The sequence below is a fragment of the Candidatus Omnitrophota bacterium genome (genome assembly GCA_026387175.1).
GTDB lineage: Bacteria > Omnitrophota > Gorgyraeia > 2-01-FULL-45-10 > 2-01-FULL-45-10 > CAIMPC01.
This window is the reverse complement of record JAPLME010000007.1, coordinates 37,111-54,676: the sequence shown is the minus strand read 5'-3', so window position 1 is coordinate 54,676 and position 17,566 is coordinate 37,111. Positions and strand designations below refer to the sequence as shown.

General features: G+C 49.1%; 13 protein-coding genes and 1 pseudogene. All 14 read left to right on the top strand.

Annotated features, from left to right (window positions below):
- The first annotated feature begins 14 nt into the window (after positions 1-14).
- The 14 genes and pseudogenes from NTY76_03310 (at position 15) to NTY76_03245 (ending at position 17,424) form a co-directional block, all read left to right on the top strand.
- Positions 15-1,682: a GH3 auxin-responsive promoter family protein gene (locus NTY76_03310; protein ID MCX5678118.1), complete on the top strand. Its 1,668-nt coding sequence runs from the start codon at positions 15-17 to the stop codon at positions 1,680-1,682.
- The gene (gene dusB / locus NTY76_03305; protein ID MCX5678117.1) at positions 1,679-2,644 is read left to right on the top strand and encodes a tRNA dihydrouridine synthase DusB; all 966 of its coding nucleotides are present in this window, start codon (positions 1,679-1,681) and stop codon (positions 2,642-2,644) included. Before NTY76_03310 ends, dusB begins: the two co-directional genes overlap by 4 nt.
- 4 nt (positions 2,645-2,648) lie before the next feature.
- The gene (locus NTY76_03300) at positions 2,649-3,065 is read left to right on the top strand and encodes a secondary thiamine-phosphate synthase enzyme YjbQ (GenBank protein ID MCX5678116.1); all 417 of its coding nucleotides are present in this window, start codon (positions 2,649-2,651) and stop codon (positions 3,063-3,065) included.
- A 5-nt stretch (positions 3,066-3,070) separates the two neighbouring features.
- Positions 3,071-3,538, top strand: a complete 468-nt coding sequence (locus NTY76_03295; protein MCX5678115.1) for a phage holin family protein — start codon at positions 3,071-3,073, stop codon at positions 3,536-3,538.
- Entirely contained in the window at positions 3,535-3,924 is a 390-nt protein-coding gene (locus NTY76_03290) for a hypothetical protein (protein MCX5678114.1), read from the top strand. The genes NTY76_03295 and NTY76_03290 overlap by 4 nt, the downstream gene beginning before the upstream one ends.
- A complete protein-coding gene (locus tag NTY76_03285) occupies positions 3,921-5,450 on the top strand; it encodes a DUF1846 domain-containing protein (protein ID MCX5678113.1) in 1,530 nt (509 codons plus the stop codon). The genes NTY76_03290 and NTY76_03285 overlap by 4 nt, the downstream gene beginning before the upstream one ends.
- Before the next feature lie 10 nt (positions 5,451-5,460).
- Positions 5,461-7,266 (top strand): tetratricopeptide repeat protein, encoded by a 1,806-nt coding sequence (locus NTY76_03280; protein MCX5678112.1) that lies wholly within the window; start codon positions 5,461-5,463, stop codon positions 7,264-7,266.
- Positions 7,267-7,554: 288 nt separating this feature from the next.
- A pseudogene (carB, locus tag NTY76_03275) lies at positions 7,555-9,117 on the top strand (carbamoyl-phosphate synthase large subunit).
- Complete coding sequence (gene purF, locus NTY76_03270; GenBank protein ID MCX5678111.1) at positions 9,114-10,523, top strand: amidophosphoribosyltransferase; 1,410 nt, start codon at positions 9,114-9,116, stop codon at positions 10,521-10,523. The pseudogene carB and the gene purF overlap by 4 nt, the downstream one beginning before the upstream one ends.
- Before the next feature lies 1 nt (position 10,524).
- The gene (gene guaA, locus NTY76_03265; protein ID MCX5678110.1) at positions 10,525-12,069 is read left to right on the top strand and encodes a glutamine-hydrolyzing GMP synthase; all 1,545 of its coding nucleotides are present in this window, start codon (positions 10,525-10,527) and stop codon (positions 12,067-12,069) included.
- Complete coding sequence (gene purL / locus NTY76_03260) at positions 12,070-14,928, top strand: phosphoribosylformylglycinamidine synthase subunit PurL (protein ID MCX5678109.1); 2,859 nt, start codon at positions 12,070-12,072, stop codon at positions 14,926-14,928.
- Positions 14,928-15,731 (top strand): phosphoribosylformylglycinamidine synthase I, encoded by an 804-nt coding sequence (purQ, locus tag NTY76_03255; GenBank protein MCX5678108.1) that lies wholly within the window; start codon positions 14,928-14,930, stop codon positions 15,729-15,731. Before purL ends, purQ begins: the two co-directional genes overlap by 1 nt.
- 45 nt (positions 15,732-15,776) lie before the next feature.
- Positions 15,777-16,997 (top strand): AAA family ATPase, encoded by a 1,221-nt coding sequence (locus tag NTY76_03250; protein MCX5678107.1) that lies wholly within the window; start codon positions 15,777-15,779, stop codon positions 16,995-16,997.
- A 49-nt stretch (positions 16,998-17,046) separates the two neighbouring features.
- Positions 17,047-17,424: a response regulator gene (locus NTY76_03245; GenBank protein ID MCX5678106.1), complete on the top strand. Its 378-nt coding sequence runs from the start codon at positions 17,047-17,049 to the stop codon at positions 17,422-17,424.
- Positions 17,425-17,566: the final 142 nt, after the last annotated feature.

Genomic DNA, 17,566 nt, shown 5'->3' with positions numbered 1-17,566 from the left:
GTCTCTAAAGGCTTATGAGCATAATAACTCTTTTGCTGAAGTATCTCGAGCCCAGACGAATCGTCTTCGAGGCATCGACAGAAGATCCGCTTAAAGCCCAGGAAAAGACCCTCCTGAAATACCTGCGGCGCAATAAGGATACGGAGTACGGCCGTAAATATAATTTCGGTGCGATACGATCGATAGATGATTACAGGCGCTTGGTGCCGATCAATACCTACGAGGCCATCCGCCCGTACGTCGATAAGATCGCTTCGGGCGAGCAGAATATCCTCACCAAAGATAAAGTCGAATTCTTTGGCGCTACAAGCGGCACCACAGATAAACCAAAACTGATCCCCACAACAGGTTATTCGGAAAAGATCAAGAATGCCCTCCTGGACCTATGGAGCTACTACATATCCCGCGACCATCCTGGTGTACTCGATGGTAAGATACTCGCCATCGTAAGCCCGGAGACCGAAGGTGCTACGGAAGCCGGTATTCCGTTCGGCGCCGAGAGCGGTTACAGCTACCGGGCCCTGCCGAAACTCATCATAGAGCTATACTCGCTTCCTTACGAGGTATTCGAGATAGAGAACTATGAGGCCCGCCATTACACTATGCTCAGAATAAGCATAGAACAGAATATCACCAATATCGCGACGCTTAACCCGAATACGATAGTTCTGCTCATGCGCAAGATAGAGAAGTGGCAGGATCTGATAATAGACGACATATCTCTCGGCAAGCTTTCCGAAAAGTTTGAAATATCACCAGAGATCCGCGCGATACTCGAGAAGTCCTTTAAGCCCAATTCCAAAAAGGCGGACGAGCTGAAAAAGATACTGAAAGACCGCGGAAGGCTCCTGCCAAAGGACTTCTGGCCAAACATGGAGCTTATCGAGTGCTGGCAGGGCGGCATGATGAAATTATACCTGAAAGAACTCGAGGACTATTTTGGCGCAATACCTAAACGCGACATCGGCTGCGTATCTACGGAAGCCAGGAGCTCCATACCTATAAGCGACGATACATCAAGCGGCGTCCTGGCGATCCGGACTAATTTTTATGAGTTCATTCCGAAAGAAGATATAACCAATAAAAAAAAGCGCACCCTTCTCTGCAATGAACTCGAAATGGGCAGGGAATATTTTATAATAGTCACTACCGCCGGCGGGCTATATAGATATAATATAGACGATATAATAAAGGTCACCGGTTTCTTTAAGCAAACCCCCATGATAGAGTTTGTCCAGAAGGGCCTCGGCGCTACATCGCTTGCCGGCGAGAAGCTCTACGAGTCGCATGTGAGCGAGGCAATGACGAAAGTCCTGGAAAAAGAGAAGATCCGCATGGTATTTTTCTGCGCAGTCGCAAAGCCTCTGGAAGGGCCGCGCTATACGTTTATGGTGGAATTTTCCGACCCTCAGCCGGCGGATAAAGATACTATAAGGATCCTCGTATCAATAGAAGAAGCCCTTCGAAAGCAAAACAGGGAATACGATTATGTCCGACAGGCCCAGCTATTAGACTCTCCCGTAATGAAAATTCTGAAACCGGGTTCATTTGAAGATTATCGCGCCAGAAAAACGGCCAAGAGCGCAGCAGGCGAAGGACAGTTCAAGGCTCCTGAGTTAACCGCAGACGCCGATTTTGAAAATAACTTCATTATTGAAAAAACCGTAAATTTACCGAGATGAAGATAGGCTCCTGCGATATCCGCACCAAAGCGCTGCTCGCGCCCATGTCGGGCTGCACAGACCTGCCGTTCAGGCTGATAGCCCGCGAGCATGGCGCAAAGTTCTGTTTCTTCGAAATGATCGACGCGCATTCAGTTACTCACCACCGCCAGAAAACATTCGCGATGCTTAAGACTATTGAGCAAGACCAGCCCATAGCCCTGCAGCTTCTTGGTAATGACCCGCGGATAATATTAAGCGCGGCAAAGACAGTGCTCCCATTTACGAAAGCGGCGTTTCTTGATATAAACGCCGCATGTCCGGTAAAGAAAGTAATGAAGAAGAAGGCGGGCGCGTATCTATTGAAAAATGGGGACATGCTTTGTGAAACGATAAAACTGCTGGCGTCATCCCTGAAGCTGCCCATCACCGTCAAGATGAGGCTGGGCCATGAAAAAGAGACCCTCGCCGATATCACACATCTCGCAAAACGATGCGAATCAAGCGGCGCTTCGGCGATATTCATACATGGCAGGACAAGACTGCAGCATTACGCCGGGACGGTTAATTATGAGGCCATACACGCGATAAAAGACTCGGTGAAGATACCCGTTATCGGAAGCGGCGACGTGCTCTCGGCCCAGTTAGCAAAGAAGATGTTCGACGAAACGTCTTGCGACGCAATACTCGTGGCCAGAGGCGCCCTCGGGAACCCCTGGATATTCAACGAAATTGGGGAATATATGAAAGACGGTACTTTGCCAAGGCAGAAAGATCTGTCGACAATAAAAACGGTCGCCAAACGCCATCTTTCTTACATGTATAAGTATATGGAATGCAGCGATCCGGGAAAGGTGGGCGTAATGAGAAAGACCGCCCTGTGGTATTTAAGATCGTTTCCGGGCGCCAGGAGTATGCGCGGAGAGATATCTCTTGTAAGAAGCTACGAAAAGATGTTAGAATTAATCGATTCTTTTAACTGATATTATGAAATCCTATACCGAATATATTCAATTAAACACAAAAAACCGGCGGGAAATAGTAAATATTAACTCTCAGGTCGAGGACGCCGTCAAAAAAAGCGGCGTGAAAGAGGGCCTCTGCCTGGTAAACGCGATGCATATAACCTCAAGCGTCTTTATAAACGACAATGAGCCGGGACTGCATAAGGACTTCCTGCTATGGCTGGAGAAACTGGCGCCATACGGAAAAGATAAATATAGCCATAATCTGATGGGCGAGGATAACGGCGACGCGCACCTGAAGAGGACCATCATGGGCAGGGAAGTCGTTGTGGCGATAACCGGAGGGCAGCTTGACTTCGGGCCGTGGGAGCGGATATTTTACGGCGAATTTGACGGACAACGCCGTAAACGCGTCCTGGTAAAGATAATAGGGGAATAATAAAGGTGCTGTCATTTTTCGTAAAGTGGCTCGTGAATATCATCGCTCTCTTTGTCGTGATACATACAATAGCGGGCGTAAGCGCGGCCAACTCCAATGTAGTGATCATTGCCGCTCTGGTCATAGGGCTCTTAAACGCGTTTCTAAGGCCCGTCCTGATACTGCTGACACTGCCGTTCACGATATTTTCACTCGGTTTATTCACGCTCATCATAAACGCATTCATGTTTTATCTTGCCTCAAAATTCGTAATCGGTTTCACCGTGGCAAGTTTCTGGAGCGCGTTCATGGCCGCGTTATTGTTCAGCATCTTAAGCTTCATCCTGAGCCTCATACTCGTTCCCAATACCAACACTAGCCTGAAATTTAATATCCTGAAAAATAGCGAAAGGCCCCGCAAGACTTATGATGATGTTATTGACGTCGAAGGCCAGGTAGTAGATAAAGATCAAGACAAGGAGGAGCATAAGTGAATAAAAATTTAAAGATCGCGCTCGTAACCACACTGGTCATAATGGGCATATTCTTCATCTATCGTACCCTGTTCATAAGAACAGTAAACTACAACATCGGGGGCATCGACATACCGGCCAGATATAATATACTCACCGGTAAAGCCGTCCCGATCACCGCATACAAAGGAAAAACAATAAATAAGACCGTCACGGATCGAAAGAGCGACAGGATCGGCCTGGAATCGAATGATGTCACAGCGGCTCATTTTAGATGGGCGCTTTTCGAGGAATGGGTCAATAGCCGGCCTCAATATAAAGGGTGGGAATCAAATCCTGAGATTTTCAAAAAAGCGAATGAAGATTTTAAGAATAGCGTCCAGGCAAATGTCAAAGTGATAAAATGACCCCGGATAAAACCGGTTTCGATAACGAAAAGTACCTAAGAGAACAGACCGCCGCGATACTGGATCGTGTCAAAAAATTTGGCAATAAACTCTATCTGGAGTTCGGCGGAAAGCTCTGCTTCGACTATCACGCCGCGCGCGTCCTGCCGGGTTACGATCCGAACGTCAAGATAAGGCTCCTGCAGGCCCTTAAGGATAAAATCGAGATAGTGCTGGCGATATTCGCCGGCGATATCGAAAAGGGAAGGGTGAGGGGGGACTTCGGTATAACATACGACGCCGCCACATTTAAACTTATCGACGATCTCAGAAGATGGGGGCTCGACATATCTTCGGTGGTCATCACGCGGTTTACGAATCAGCCGTCCGCGATTATATTTAGGAATAAGCTTGAGCGCCGCGGCGTTACGGTATACCTCCACTATCCCATAGAGGGGTATTCCACAAACACCGATCATGTGGCGAGCGACAACGGATTCGGCAAAAACGATTATATAGAGACCAATAAACCGATAGTGGTCGTCACCGCTCCCGGACCGAATAGCGGGAAGCTGTCCGTCTGCCTTTCGCAGCTGTATCATGAACACAGGCGCGGCATCAATGCCGGCTACGCAAAATTCGAGACATTCCCTATATGGAACCTGCCGCTGAAACACCCTGTTAATGTCGCCTATGAAGCCGCGACCGCGGATATCCTCGATTTTAATCTGGTCGACCCGTTCCATTTATCGAAATACGGTGAAACGGCTATAAATTACAACCGCGACGTCGACAGTTTTCCGATATTGAAACTGATGCTTATGAAGATCGTGGATAAGGCCGCGGCCCTTCCGATGTACAATTCGCCCACAGATATGGGCGTGAACAGGGCGGGCTACGGAATAGTGAATGATGCCATAGTGCAAAATGCCGCAAAACAAGAGCTCATAAGAAGATACTTTCGTTACAATCAGGAGTATGTCCTTGGCATAGAGAGCAAGGAGACCGTGACCAGAGTCAAGATGCTGATGGAGGAGATGGATGTAAAGGTTACAGACCGCTCCGTTGTTGCGCATGCCAGGAAGACCGCGGATGAAGCGGAATCGAGCGGCAAGGGTTTTGATGGAATATACTGCGGTGCGGCGCTTGAACTGGAGGACGGGAGAATTGTCACGGGAAAAAACTCAAAGCTTATGCATGCGGCCTCCAGCCTCATCCTTAACGCCGTTAAGATAATTGCTAAAATACCGGATGAGATACTCCTGATATCTCCGCAGATCATTAAACAGATTGCAGTTCTTAAAGAGGATATCTTGAAAGGGAATCCGGAGAGCCTGGATCTCGAAGAGATACTGATCGCGCTATCCATAAGCGCCACCACCAATCACACCGCCGAGATAGCCATGAAGAAGCTGAGCGGACTGCGCGACTGTGAGATGCATATGACCCATATCGCCACCCCGGGCGATGAAGTCGGATTAAAGATGATAGGCTTAAACGTAACCACCGATGGCAAGTTTTCCTCGCATAATCTATTCGTAACGTAGTTAATGTTTGATGAACCCTAAAAACATAAAGAATACCCCCGCTAAGCCCGCTCCAGTTAAAAAACCAATAATATTGGCTTCCATTGCCCTTATAATAATCCTGGGTATCGCGGTTTACGCCAACTCTCTAAACGGCAAGTTTGTTTACGATGATCATATCTTGGTGAAGGACAACGCGCTCATTAGAGAATGGCCAATCAGCCTTAAGTTGTTCACCACGGGCTTCGGAATATCCGGCTACATGAAATCCTCTTTCTACCGCCCCTTGCAGATGATCACCTATGCTATGAACTACCACTCATGGAAGTTAAGCGTAATCGGATATCATCTCACCAGCATACTTCTGCATATCCTTGTAGCATTATGCATCTACTGGCTCATCGACATCCTGTTTAACGATAAGACCCTTTCATTTCTCACCGCCATTTTTTTCGTAGTTCACCCCCTACATACAGGGGTAGTCAATTACATATCAAGCCGCGCCGACCCCATGTACCTATTCTTCATGCTCATCTCTTTGATATTCTACATCAAATCCTCAAGAGCCAATAACGCGATACACTACATCATCATGGCATCAAGCTATTTATTGGCGCTCCTTTCAAAAGAGAACAGCCTCATCCTCCCAGCTTTAATACTCCTCTATCACTATACCTTCAAGGAGAAGATAAGATTAAAAGAGTTTCTCTCCATATCAGGCATAACGTTTATTTACATACTATTAAGAGTGACTGTTTTAAAATATTTAATGACCGGCTCCATATCTAACAGCACTCTACTTCAGAGGATTCCCGGCTTCTTCGCTGCTATAACTGACTACATAAAACTACCCTTCTTACCCATTGGCCTGCACATGGAATACGGAGCCCCCATATTCAGCTTTATAGACCCTAAAGTGATATGCGGCATAGCCATACTAATCACGTTGATATTCCTCGCCGTAAAGACAGTGAAAACAAATAGACTGACATCATTCTCAATATTGTGGTTTCTCGTAACACTTATTCCCGTATCCAACCTCTATCCGATAAATGCCTATATGGCAGAGAACTGGCTGTATCTGCCCTCAATAGGGTTCTTCCTCATCCTATCGAGATTCTTAATAGAAGCTTACAGAAAAGAAAGATACAGGATACTCACAATAACACTCGCAGTATTACTCCTGGCCTTTTACTCATACCTGACCATCATACAAAATGATACATGGAGAGAGCCGGTACCATTTTATGAAAGAATATTGAAATACGCTCCCGGTAGCCCGAAAGTATATAATAACCTCGCTAGCATATATGATGAGGCGGGCAGGAAAGAAGAGGCTATCGCCATGTATAAGAAAGCGATAGAGATCAATCCCAATTACGCCGAAGCATACAGTAACCTCGCTAACAGATATAATGAGGCAGGCAGGAAAGAAGAGGCTATCGCCATGTATAAGAAAGCGATAGAGATCAATCCCAATTACGCCCCTGCATATAGTAACCTCGCTAACAGATATAATGAGACGGGCAGGAAAGAAGAGGCTATCGCCATGTATGAAAAATCAATCGAGATCAATCCCAATTTTGCCCCTGCGTATATTAACCTTGGCGTAGCATACCATGGAATTGGCAGGGAGGAAGAGGCTACCGCCATGTATAAGAAAGCGATAGAGATCAATCCCAATTACGCCGAAGCATATAATAACCTTGGTAATGCATACTTTGGGATGGGGAAAGTGGGAGAGGCTATCGCCATGTACAAGAGAGCTCTGGAGATAAATCCTGCCCATACGAATGCGCGCCTTAATCTGGGGGTTATTAACAGTAAGTCGAAATAACGCGCGGTTTTTACCTTGTCATCCCATTACCTGTCTCAAAATCTCTTGACACCGGCATTGGCCCATGCTAAAATTTCGTCAGCAAAGAAAAGCACATCCGCTTAAACGGATGTGATGATATTATATGTTATATTATAAGATTATGGATACTAAACTCAATGTCTGCAGCAAGCGGGAGCGCGTACAAGGCGAGTAATCCTCACATTGTGGCTCCTGATTTTCAGGCCGGAGGGACAGTCGTCTCTGCCGGTTTTTTTATTTTAACCGGAATATATGCTTAAAAAGAACGATAATAAGAAGGTTCTTATACTTGGCGGCGGCCCTAACCGAATAGGCCAGGGTATCGAATTTGATTACTGCTGCTGTCATGCTTCTTATGCCCTTCGGGAAGAAGGCTTCGAGAGCATAATGATCAACTGCAACCCCGAAACGGTCTCAACGGATTATGACACATCGGACAGGCTTTACTTCGAGCCGCTCACGGTAGAAGACGTAATGAATATAGTGGCCATAGAAGACCCCATAGGGGCAATAGTGCAATTCGGGGGCCAGACGCCGCTCAATATCTCAAACGCTCTTTCCAGTAAAGGGCTTAAGATACTGGGCACTAGCCCCGAGTCGATCAGCATGGCTGAGGACAGAAAATTGTTCCAGCTGATGCTGAAGAAGCTGAAGCTGATCCAGCCGGACAATGGAACAGCCACTTCATTTGACGAGGCGCAAGAGGTGGCCGGGCGCATAGGCTATCCTGTAGTAGTAAGGCCGTCTTTTGTGTTGGGCGGACGCGCGATGGAGATAGTGTACGACGAGAAGAGCCTCGCCGATTACATGGCGAAGGCGGTGGAGGCGTCTCCCGAACATCCGATACTTATCGATAAATTTCTCGAGGATGCCATCGAGGTAGACGTCGATGCCATAGCCGACGGCGAAATTTGCGTCATAGGCGGAATACTGGAACATATAGAAGAGGCAGGCATCCATTCCGGCGACAGCGCTATGGTCATTCCGCCTCACACCCTGGGTAAAGACATCCTGGAAACCATAAGAAAGAATACGTTCGCGATGGCGATGGAATTGAATGTCAAGGGTCTGATGAACGTGCAATACGCCGTCAAAAACAATATCGTATATGTGCTTGAGGTGAACCCGAGAGCCTCCAGGACGATCCCTTTCGTAAGTAAAGCCATAGGTGCGCCGCTGGCAAAACTCGCGACAAAAGTAATGCTCGGCAAGAGCCTGAAGGAACTCGGCTTCACCAAAGAAAAGAAGGTAGGGTGCGTCGCGGTAAAAGAATCGGTATTTCCTTTCATAAAATTCCCGGGGGTAGACGCGATACTGGGCCCTGAGATGAAATCTACCGGCGAGGTGATGGGCATAGACGCCACCTTCGGCGCCGCATACGCCAAGAGCCAGATCGCCGCGGGGCAGAGGCTCCCGATAAAAGGGAACGTATTCATAAGCGTCAAGAACCAGGATAAGCGCAATATCGTATTCGTCGCGAAGAAGCTGGAGGACCTTGGATTTAATATCATGGCGACATCCGGCACAGCGGACGCGCTGAAGAGTAATGATGTCGACGTGCAGGTCCTGCCGAAACTCAATGAGGGCCGCCCCAATGTGCTCGACCTGATGAAAGACGGAAAGGTGGATCTGATCATCAACACTCCTTCCGGCAAAGTAACTAAGGCGGATGAGGTGAAGATACGTTCACACGCTACGCTTTACAATGTGCCTCTTATCACTACAGTTTCCGGAGCGCAAGCTTCCGTGAACGGAATTGAACATATGATAAAAAAACCAAATGTTTCCGTAAAGAGCCTGCAGGAATATCATAAAGAGCTCAAATCATGATGAAAGATTATTGCGGTGTGGTCGGGATATACGGGCATAAGAACGCCGCGCAGCTTGCCTACCTGGCCCTCTACGCGCTGCAGCACCGCGGCGAAGAATCGACCGGCATCGTAAGCTTCGACAAGAAGAAGATATATATGCATAAGGGGCAGGGGCTGGTCGGCAATGTCTTCAAAGAGGAAAATCTCAAGAAGCTTAAAGGCCATCTCGCGATCGGGCACGTCCGCTATTCCACCACAGGCTCCTCGACGGCAAAGAACGTCCAGCCGCTCTTGATCAACCATAAAAAAGGTTTCATAGCCGTCGCCCATAACGGCAACCTCACAAATTCGGTCGCCTTGAGAAATGAGCTCGAAGACGCCGGCTCCATATTACAGACCACGATGGACTCGGAACTTATACTGCATCTCCTGGTGAAGGACCACCAGAATAATTACTCGGGGAAACTATTGCCGATAATGGACAGGCTCGAGGGCGCGTTTTCGTTCGTGATAATGATAAATGACGCGATCTACGCGATGCGCGACCCTCACGGATTCAGGCCGCTTTGCATAGGAAAGATGGGCGACGCGTATATCGTCGCGAGCGAGACATGCGCGCTGGACATGGTCGAGGCATCCTACGTAAGGGATGTCGAGCCGGGGGAGATCGTAATAATCGACAAGAACGGCATAAGATCCCTGAAACAGCCCGAATCCAAAAAGCACGCATTCTGCATATTTGAATACATTTACTTCTCACGGCCGGATTCCAACATATTCACCCAGAGCGTATACCTTGCGAGGAAGAACCTCGGCAAGACGCTAGCTAGAGAGCATCCCGCCAATGCGGACATGGTAATGCCCATTCCCGATTCCGGCACATGCGCGGCGCTCGGATTTGCCGAGGAATCCAAGCTGCCGCTGGAAATAGCTTTCGTCAGGAACCATTATATAGGCAGGACCTTCATCCAGCCAAGCCAGCTCATAAGGGATTTCAAGGTGAAGGTCAAGTTGAACCCCGTAAAAGACGCCCTGAAAGGTAAGAGGATAGTCATAGTGGAGGACTCCATCGTGCGGGGCACGACCTCCAGAGGCAGGGTCAGGGCGCTGCGGGCGTCTGGCGCCAAAGAGATACATATGAGAGTGAGCTGTCCGCCGCTTATCTCACCATGTTTTTACGGAATAGATTTCCCGACCAAAAAAGAGCTGATCGCGTCGAGCCACTCCGTCGAAGAGATAAGAGAGTTCATAGGGGTCGACAGCTTAAAATTTATATCTCTTGAGGGCATGCTTAGCTCGATGACTCTGCCCAAAGAAGAGTTCTGCACCGCATGCTTCACCGGAAACTATCCTACGACGATATGCCGGCCTCCGTCCAAGAAGGCCCTTGAAAAGACGAGGTGCGCCGGAATGAAGAAAGCGTAATATGTCCAGAGAGAAGATACTGATAATAGATTTCGGTTCACAGTATAACCAGCTCATAGCCCGAAAGGTGAGGGAGCTAAACGTATTCTGCGAGATCCTGCCTCCGGACTTTTCCATCGAATCGATAGACCCGAAAGAGATAAAGGGCATAATATTCTCGGGCGGCCCGGCAAGCGTATATTCGAAGGGCGCTCCGCACTGCGATAGCAGGGTCTTCTCCCTCGGTATCCCGATACTGGGGATATGCTACGGAATGCAGCTCATGGCTAAGATGCTCGGCGGAGATGTCGCCAAGTCACGCCACAGGGAATACGGCAGGGCGCCTCTCGAAATAACGAACCACAAGCTATTATTTAAAGACGTCCCGAAGACAAGCGTTTCATGGATGAGCCACGGCGATAAAGTGAGGAAGATGCCTAAGGGGTTTGTCCGTGTCGCGAGAAGCGGAAATACTTCGATAGCCGCTTTCGCGGATTTCAGGAGGAATTTCTTCGGCGTCCAGTTCCATCCCGAAGTGGCCCACACTCAGGCCGGAAAGACGGTCATAAAGAACTTTGTCAGGCAGATATGCCGCTGTCGCGGCGACTGGTCGATGAAGTCTTTCATAAATGAAACCGTATCGGATATACGCAAGGCCGCGGGGCCGAACGACAGGGTCATACTGGGGCTTTCCGGGGGAGTAGACTCCTCGGTAGCGGCCGTCCTAATAAATAAGGCCATAGGCCGGAGGCTGGTCTGCATCTTTGTCGATAACGGTTTACTGCGTAAGAGCGAAGGAAAGGCCGTCAGGGAAGTGTTCCAGAAGCATTTTAAGCTTAACCTTCGCTCCGTAGACGCTTCTGAAGAGTTTTTGAAAAACCTGCGGGGCGTCACCGAACCTGAAAAAAAGAGAAAGATAATAGGCCACACATTCATAAAAGTGTTCGATCGCGCGGCTAAATCGGTGGGTAACGTAAAATATCTCGCCCAGGGTACGCTCTATCCGGACCTGATAGAGTCCCGGTCCGCGTTCGGCGGGCCCAGCGCGACCATAAAGACGCACCATAACGTCGGCGGATTACCGAAGAAGATGAACCTGAAACTGATCGAACCCTTAAAATATCTTTTCAAGGATGAGGTGAGGAAGGTAGGGAAAGAACTCGGAATGCCGCCTGAGGTGCTTGGACGGCATCCTTTTCCGGGGCCGGGCCTGGCCGTAAGGATCCTGGGCGATGTGACCAAGGAACGCTGTGATATATTGCGCGAAGTCGATGACCGCTTCATCAGCACATTAAAACGCGAAGATCTCTATGACGAGATATGGCAGGCATTCGCGGTGCTCTTACCCGTGAAATCGGTAGGGGTGATGGGCGATGAACGCACCTATGAGAACGTGGTCGCCATAAGAGCTGTGACCTCGGTCGACGGCATGACCGCCGACTGGGCCAGGATACCGTACGACGTGCTGGGAAAGATATCCAACAGGATCATAAACGAGGTCAAGGGCGTAAACAGGGTCGCTTACGATATAAGCTCTAAGCCGCCCTCAACCATAGAGTGGGAGTAAATGTCCTGGCGAATTGAAGTGGCCGAAAAAGACGGTTTTTACGATGCTGTGGGCGAGAGCGTAAAACACGACATACGCGACCTCAGGATAAACTGTAAGGTCAAAGAAGTCAAGACGGTGCAGGTCTATCTGCTGGATGGCACGATCGACGAGTATAGCGTAAAGAAGATCTGCGAAAATCTTTTAATCGATCCGATAACGCAAAAGTACAGTTACCGCGGCAATGTGCTCGACGAAAGGTCCTTCAAGGCCGTCGAGGTCGCGTATAATGCCGGCGTTATGGATCCTGTCGAGGAGAGCGCAAGGAAGGCGATCAGGGATCTGGGCGTATCCGGCGTCTCCGCTGTAAAGACCGCGAAGAAATACCTGATCAAGGGGAATTTATCCTACAGCCAGATCCACTCCATAGCCGAGAAAATACTTTACAATAAAGTGATCCAGCATGCCGTAAAGGGCTCCTCCGAAATACCTCTTGAGCCGCCGCCATACCGTTTCGCGTTAAAACACATCTATATCCTGGGCGCGAACGACCAAAAGCTGAAAAAATTATCGAAGGAGGGGCAGCTCTTCCTGTCATTAGACGAGATGCGCGTCATAAAAAAATATTTCGTCAAATTGGGAAGAAACCCCACCGATTGCGAACTCGAGACGCTCGCCCAGACCTGGAGCGAGCACTGCAAGCATAAGACCTTCAGGGGGCTTATTGAATATGAAGGCGCAATCATTAATAATCTATTGAAGAATACCGTAATGAAAGTTACGGATGAATTGAATAAACCCTGGTGCGTATCTGTCTTTAAGGATAACTCCGGCATCATCAGGTTTGACGAAAAGAATAATATCTGCTTTAAGGTCGAGACGCACAACCACCCGTCGGCGCTCGAACCCTACGGCGGCGCGGGCACAGGTATAGGCGGGGTCATCCGCGATCCGCTCGGCACAGGGCTCGGCGCGAGACCGATAATAAATACGGATGTATTCTGCTTTGGAAATCCCGACTATCCGTACAATAGATTACCCAAAGGCAGCCTTCATCCCAAAAGGATCATGAAGGGCGTCGTAGCCGGCGTCAGGGACTATGGCAACAGGATGGGCATACCGACTTCGAATGGAGCCGTGCTCTTCGACGACGACTTTGTGGGAAACCCTCTCGTATTCGCCGGCAACGTAGGGATACTGCCGAGAAATAAATGCGAAAAGAGATCGAGGCCCGGAGACCTGATAGTTGTAGTCGGAGGCAGGACCGGCCGCGACGGAATTCACGGCGCCACATTCTCATCGGGAGAGCTCACCCACGAATCGGAGAGCGTATCTGGCTCGGCGGTCCAGATAGGCAACCCGATACAGGAAAAGAAAGTGGCCGATACGATCATCCAGGCCAGGGACCTGAACTTATATACCGCTATCACGGACTGCGGCGCGGGCGGGCTATCAAGCGCCGTCGGTGAGATGGCTGAGGAGATAGGCGCCGAAGTTAATCTCGAGGCCGTACCCATCAAATACAAAGGCCTGAGCTACACGGAGATATGGATATCGGAGGCCCAGGAACGGATGGTCCTCGCGGTGGACCCGGCGAAGATCGATAAGCTTAAGGCCGTATTCGAGCGTGAGAATGTTGAGGCGACGGTCATAGGAAAATTCACGAATGCTAAAAAGCTGAAACTCTTCTATGACGGCGCTCTCGTCGCCGATATGAACATGAAGTTCCTGCATAACGGACTGCCCCGCGTTACGCGTAAAGCCGTCTGGCGAAAGCCGAATTTTAAGGAACCTCGTAAAAAAACAAAAAAGGACCTTACCGGTGACCTGTTAAAACTGCTCTCGAACCTCAATATCGCAAGCAAGGAATGGATAATACGCCAATACGACCATGAGGTACAGGGAGGAAGCGTGGTCAAACCCCTGCATGGACCAAACCAGGGGCCAGGCGACGCATGCGTAACCGTTCCCGTGTTCGGCTCGCGGAAAGGCATTGTGCTCGGATGCGGCATAAATCCTGACTACGGCAAGATAGACCCTTACTGGATGGCCGCAAGCGCCATAGATGAGGCACTGAGACAGATCGTATCCGTAGGCGGCGACATAAACAAGTGCGCCATTCTGGATAACTTCTGCTGGGGCAATACCAATAAACCTGACAGGCTCGGCGGCCTCGTGAGAGCCTCATATGCCTGTTACGATATCGCGAAGGCTTACGGCGTTCCGTTCATCTCCGGCAAGGACAGCTTGAACAATGAATACTCGGACGGCAAGGAGACCATATCCATACCTCCGACGCTCCTGATATCGGCAATATCCGTAATGGATGATGTTTCGAAGGCTATCACGATGGATGTTAAAAAACCCGGCAATCCGATATATATGGTCGGCCTGACGTTCGATGAGCTAGGCGGATCTCAGTACTACAAGATGCGCGGCGCCGTAGGAAATGACGTCCCGAGAGTCGACCCCGTAAGCGGCAGGAAGCTGATGGGCTCTCTTACTAAGGCCATCAGAAAGGGCCTGGTCGTTTCATGCCATGACTGTTCGGACGGCGGCATGGCGGTGGCGCTCGCTGAAATGTCTTTTGCCGGAGGGCTCGGCATGGATATAAGACTGGACCCGTACGCAATGCCCGCAGGACAGGAACTATTGGTAAGCGATGTGCAATTATTTTCTGAATCCAATACCCGTTTCATCGTAGAAGTCGCGGATGAAGATAAATTCTTGAAAGCGATGGGGGCTTTAAGCGTCTGGAAGCTCGGAAAAGCCCGTAAAGATACTTCGTTTAAGGTTTACGACTTCGAAGGAAAACTCATAATTAATTCAGATACGAAGGTACTTAAAGCCGCCTGGAGCGGGCCGTTCGAGGATATGTAATGGGTAAGATAAGAGTCATAGTGCTAAGGACCGCCGGAACAAATTGCGATAAGGAGACGGCGTTCGCTTTCGAGGAAGCGGGTGCCGAGAGCGAGCTGGTGCACATTAATGAACTGACGCGAAAAGAGAAGAGCCTGGATAGTTACCATATCATGGCGATACCCGGCGGGTTCACTTATGGCGACGATATAGCCAGCGGCAAGATCCTTGCCAATGAGCTGAAGTACAAGATCGGCGGGCCCTTGCGAAAATTCATAAATAGCGGTAAACTTATCATCGGAATATGCAATGGTTTCCAGGTCCTGGTCAAGGCCGGGCTCCTGCCTAACCTTGCCGGCGACGCCCAAACGATAGAGTCGACCCTTACATTGAATGATTCGGACAAATTTGAAGACAGATGGGTATACCTGAAAAAGGTTGGGGGCCGGGGAGCGGGGGCCGGATGCGTTTGGACCGAAGGCATAGATAAGATCATACAGCTTCCGGTAGCGCACGGCGAAGGCAAATTCATCCCGAAAGATAAAAACGTATTGAAGAGAATGAAGGATAAAGGCCTGGTGGTCTTCGAGTATGTCGATAGCGCGGGGAAGAGGGCGCCTTATCCATATTGTCCGAACGGTTCGATAGAGAATATAGCCGGGATATGCGATCCCAGCGGCCGCATATTCGGCCTGATGCCTCATCCTGAACGGCACATAAGAGCCTACCAGCATCCGAGCTGGACCAGGAATAAGAAAAAAACAGATGGCGACGGATTCGCTATCTTTAAAAATGGCGTACGTTACGCCAAAAAATATTTATAGGATATCCTTTTATAGCGGCCACATTACAGAAAGGGGATACTGATAATGAAGAAAATAGCAATAGCCAATCAAAAGGGCGGTTGCGGTAAGACCACGACGGCCATAAATCTCGCAGGCGCACTTGCGGAGACGGGTAAAAAGACCCTGGTGGTGGATCTCGACCCTCAGGCTCATGCGAGCTTCAGCCTCAACCGGACGAATCAGAGCATGGACCGCTCTGTCTACAACGTCCTGACGGATAATCCGGAAAAGAACCGCCCCATAAAAGATTGCATAGTCAACGTTTCTCCTAATCTGGATATAGTGCCCGCGAATATACTATTAAGCACCCTTGAACAGGAATTAAAGGACAAGGAAGACGCGGTATCAAAATTGCACCAGGCGCTGACGATGAGCCATCTGGACTACGATTATATGGTCATAGACTGCCCGCCGAGCCTGGGGTTCTTGACATTTAACGCATTACGCGCTTGCGACCAGGTAATAGTTCCGATAGACATGAGCGCGCTCTCTTTGATGGGCGTCGGAAAGCTTCTTGGTATGCTGGAACTGATAAAGATAAAGATATTCCATTCGCCTCAGGTAAACGCGCTCGCCACTCTCTATGACAGGAGGACAAAATACTCTGAGGTCATGTATAACGAGATAAAAGCGTTCTTTAAGGACCAGTTACTATCGACCGTGATAAGAATGAATGTAGACCTGAAAAAAGCCGCCGCCAAAGGGGTATGTATTACCCGGTTCAATAAGGACTCTATCGGCGCGAAGGATTATATGGCCTTGGCTCAGGAGATGCTTAGGGCGGATGGAGCCCTTGAATTCGAAAAGGCGTTGAACGCCGTATCGCCGACGGCGGCTACAGAGACCGCCCGGAGTGCCGAAGCCGTCCTGCCATCATCCGGCTCAAGAATAGAAGAAACGGTAAGTGACGTCGCGCGCGAAAGCGCCGCGCCGGTCATGAACTTGCCCAGAGGAGTTACCAATAATATTGAAGAGTCGACGACCTCTCCGAGGGATATACTCTTTAACGTAGACGCGCCGAGCGCAAAGGAGATATACGTTGTCGGTGATTTCAATAACTGGAAGATCACCGAAGACTGCCGTCTCTCGAGGCTTGATAACGGCAGATGGGAAAAGAAGCTGGGATTAACCGCAGGCAGGCATAAATACAAATTCATTATCGACGGCGAATGGATATCGGATTCTCAGAATAAGGAGCGCGAACAGAACTCTTTCGGCACGTTCGACTCGATAATAAGCCTTTAAAAGGCGATTTCCGGAAAGATCTGATCAGCAAAAGTAAGGCTATGCCTATATGCAGAAAATATTGATAATCGACGACGAGAAAGATATCGTAGATACGCTCTCGGATTTTTTTACCGCTCGCGGCTACGCAGTATCAAAGGCATGTGACGGCGAGGATGGAATAAAGAAATTCGATTCCGATAATCCCGACATAGTCATGTGCGATATAAGGATGCCTAAAAAAGACGGTTTCGCGTTTCTCGAAGAGATAAGATCGTCGAGGAAATGGGTGCCGGTGATAATAGTAAGCGCGATTTCAGAGCCTGTCAACATAATGAAGGGATATGCCTTTGAAGCGGATTACTACATAACGAAACCGATCAATCTTGAAGAGGCATTGAAAGCGCTGCAGATAATGCTTTCTCTTGCGCCGCTGCGCAAGAAATAAGCTCTCCCGCCATATTAATAAATTAGCTTGAGCGTAAAAATAAAAAACCCGCCATTTTCCTTAATGGCGGGAAGAAGTCCGGATGGCAACAGCATCTTGCGGTACGGTGTACCATGAACCCGAGAACGGGTCAGTGAGCCGT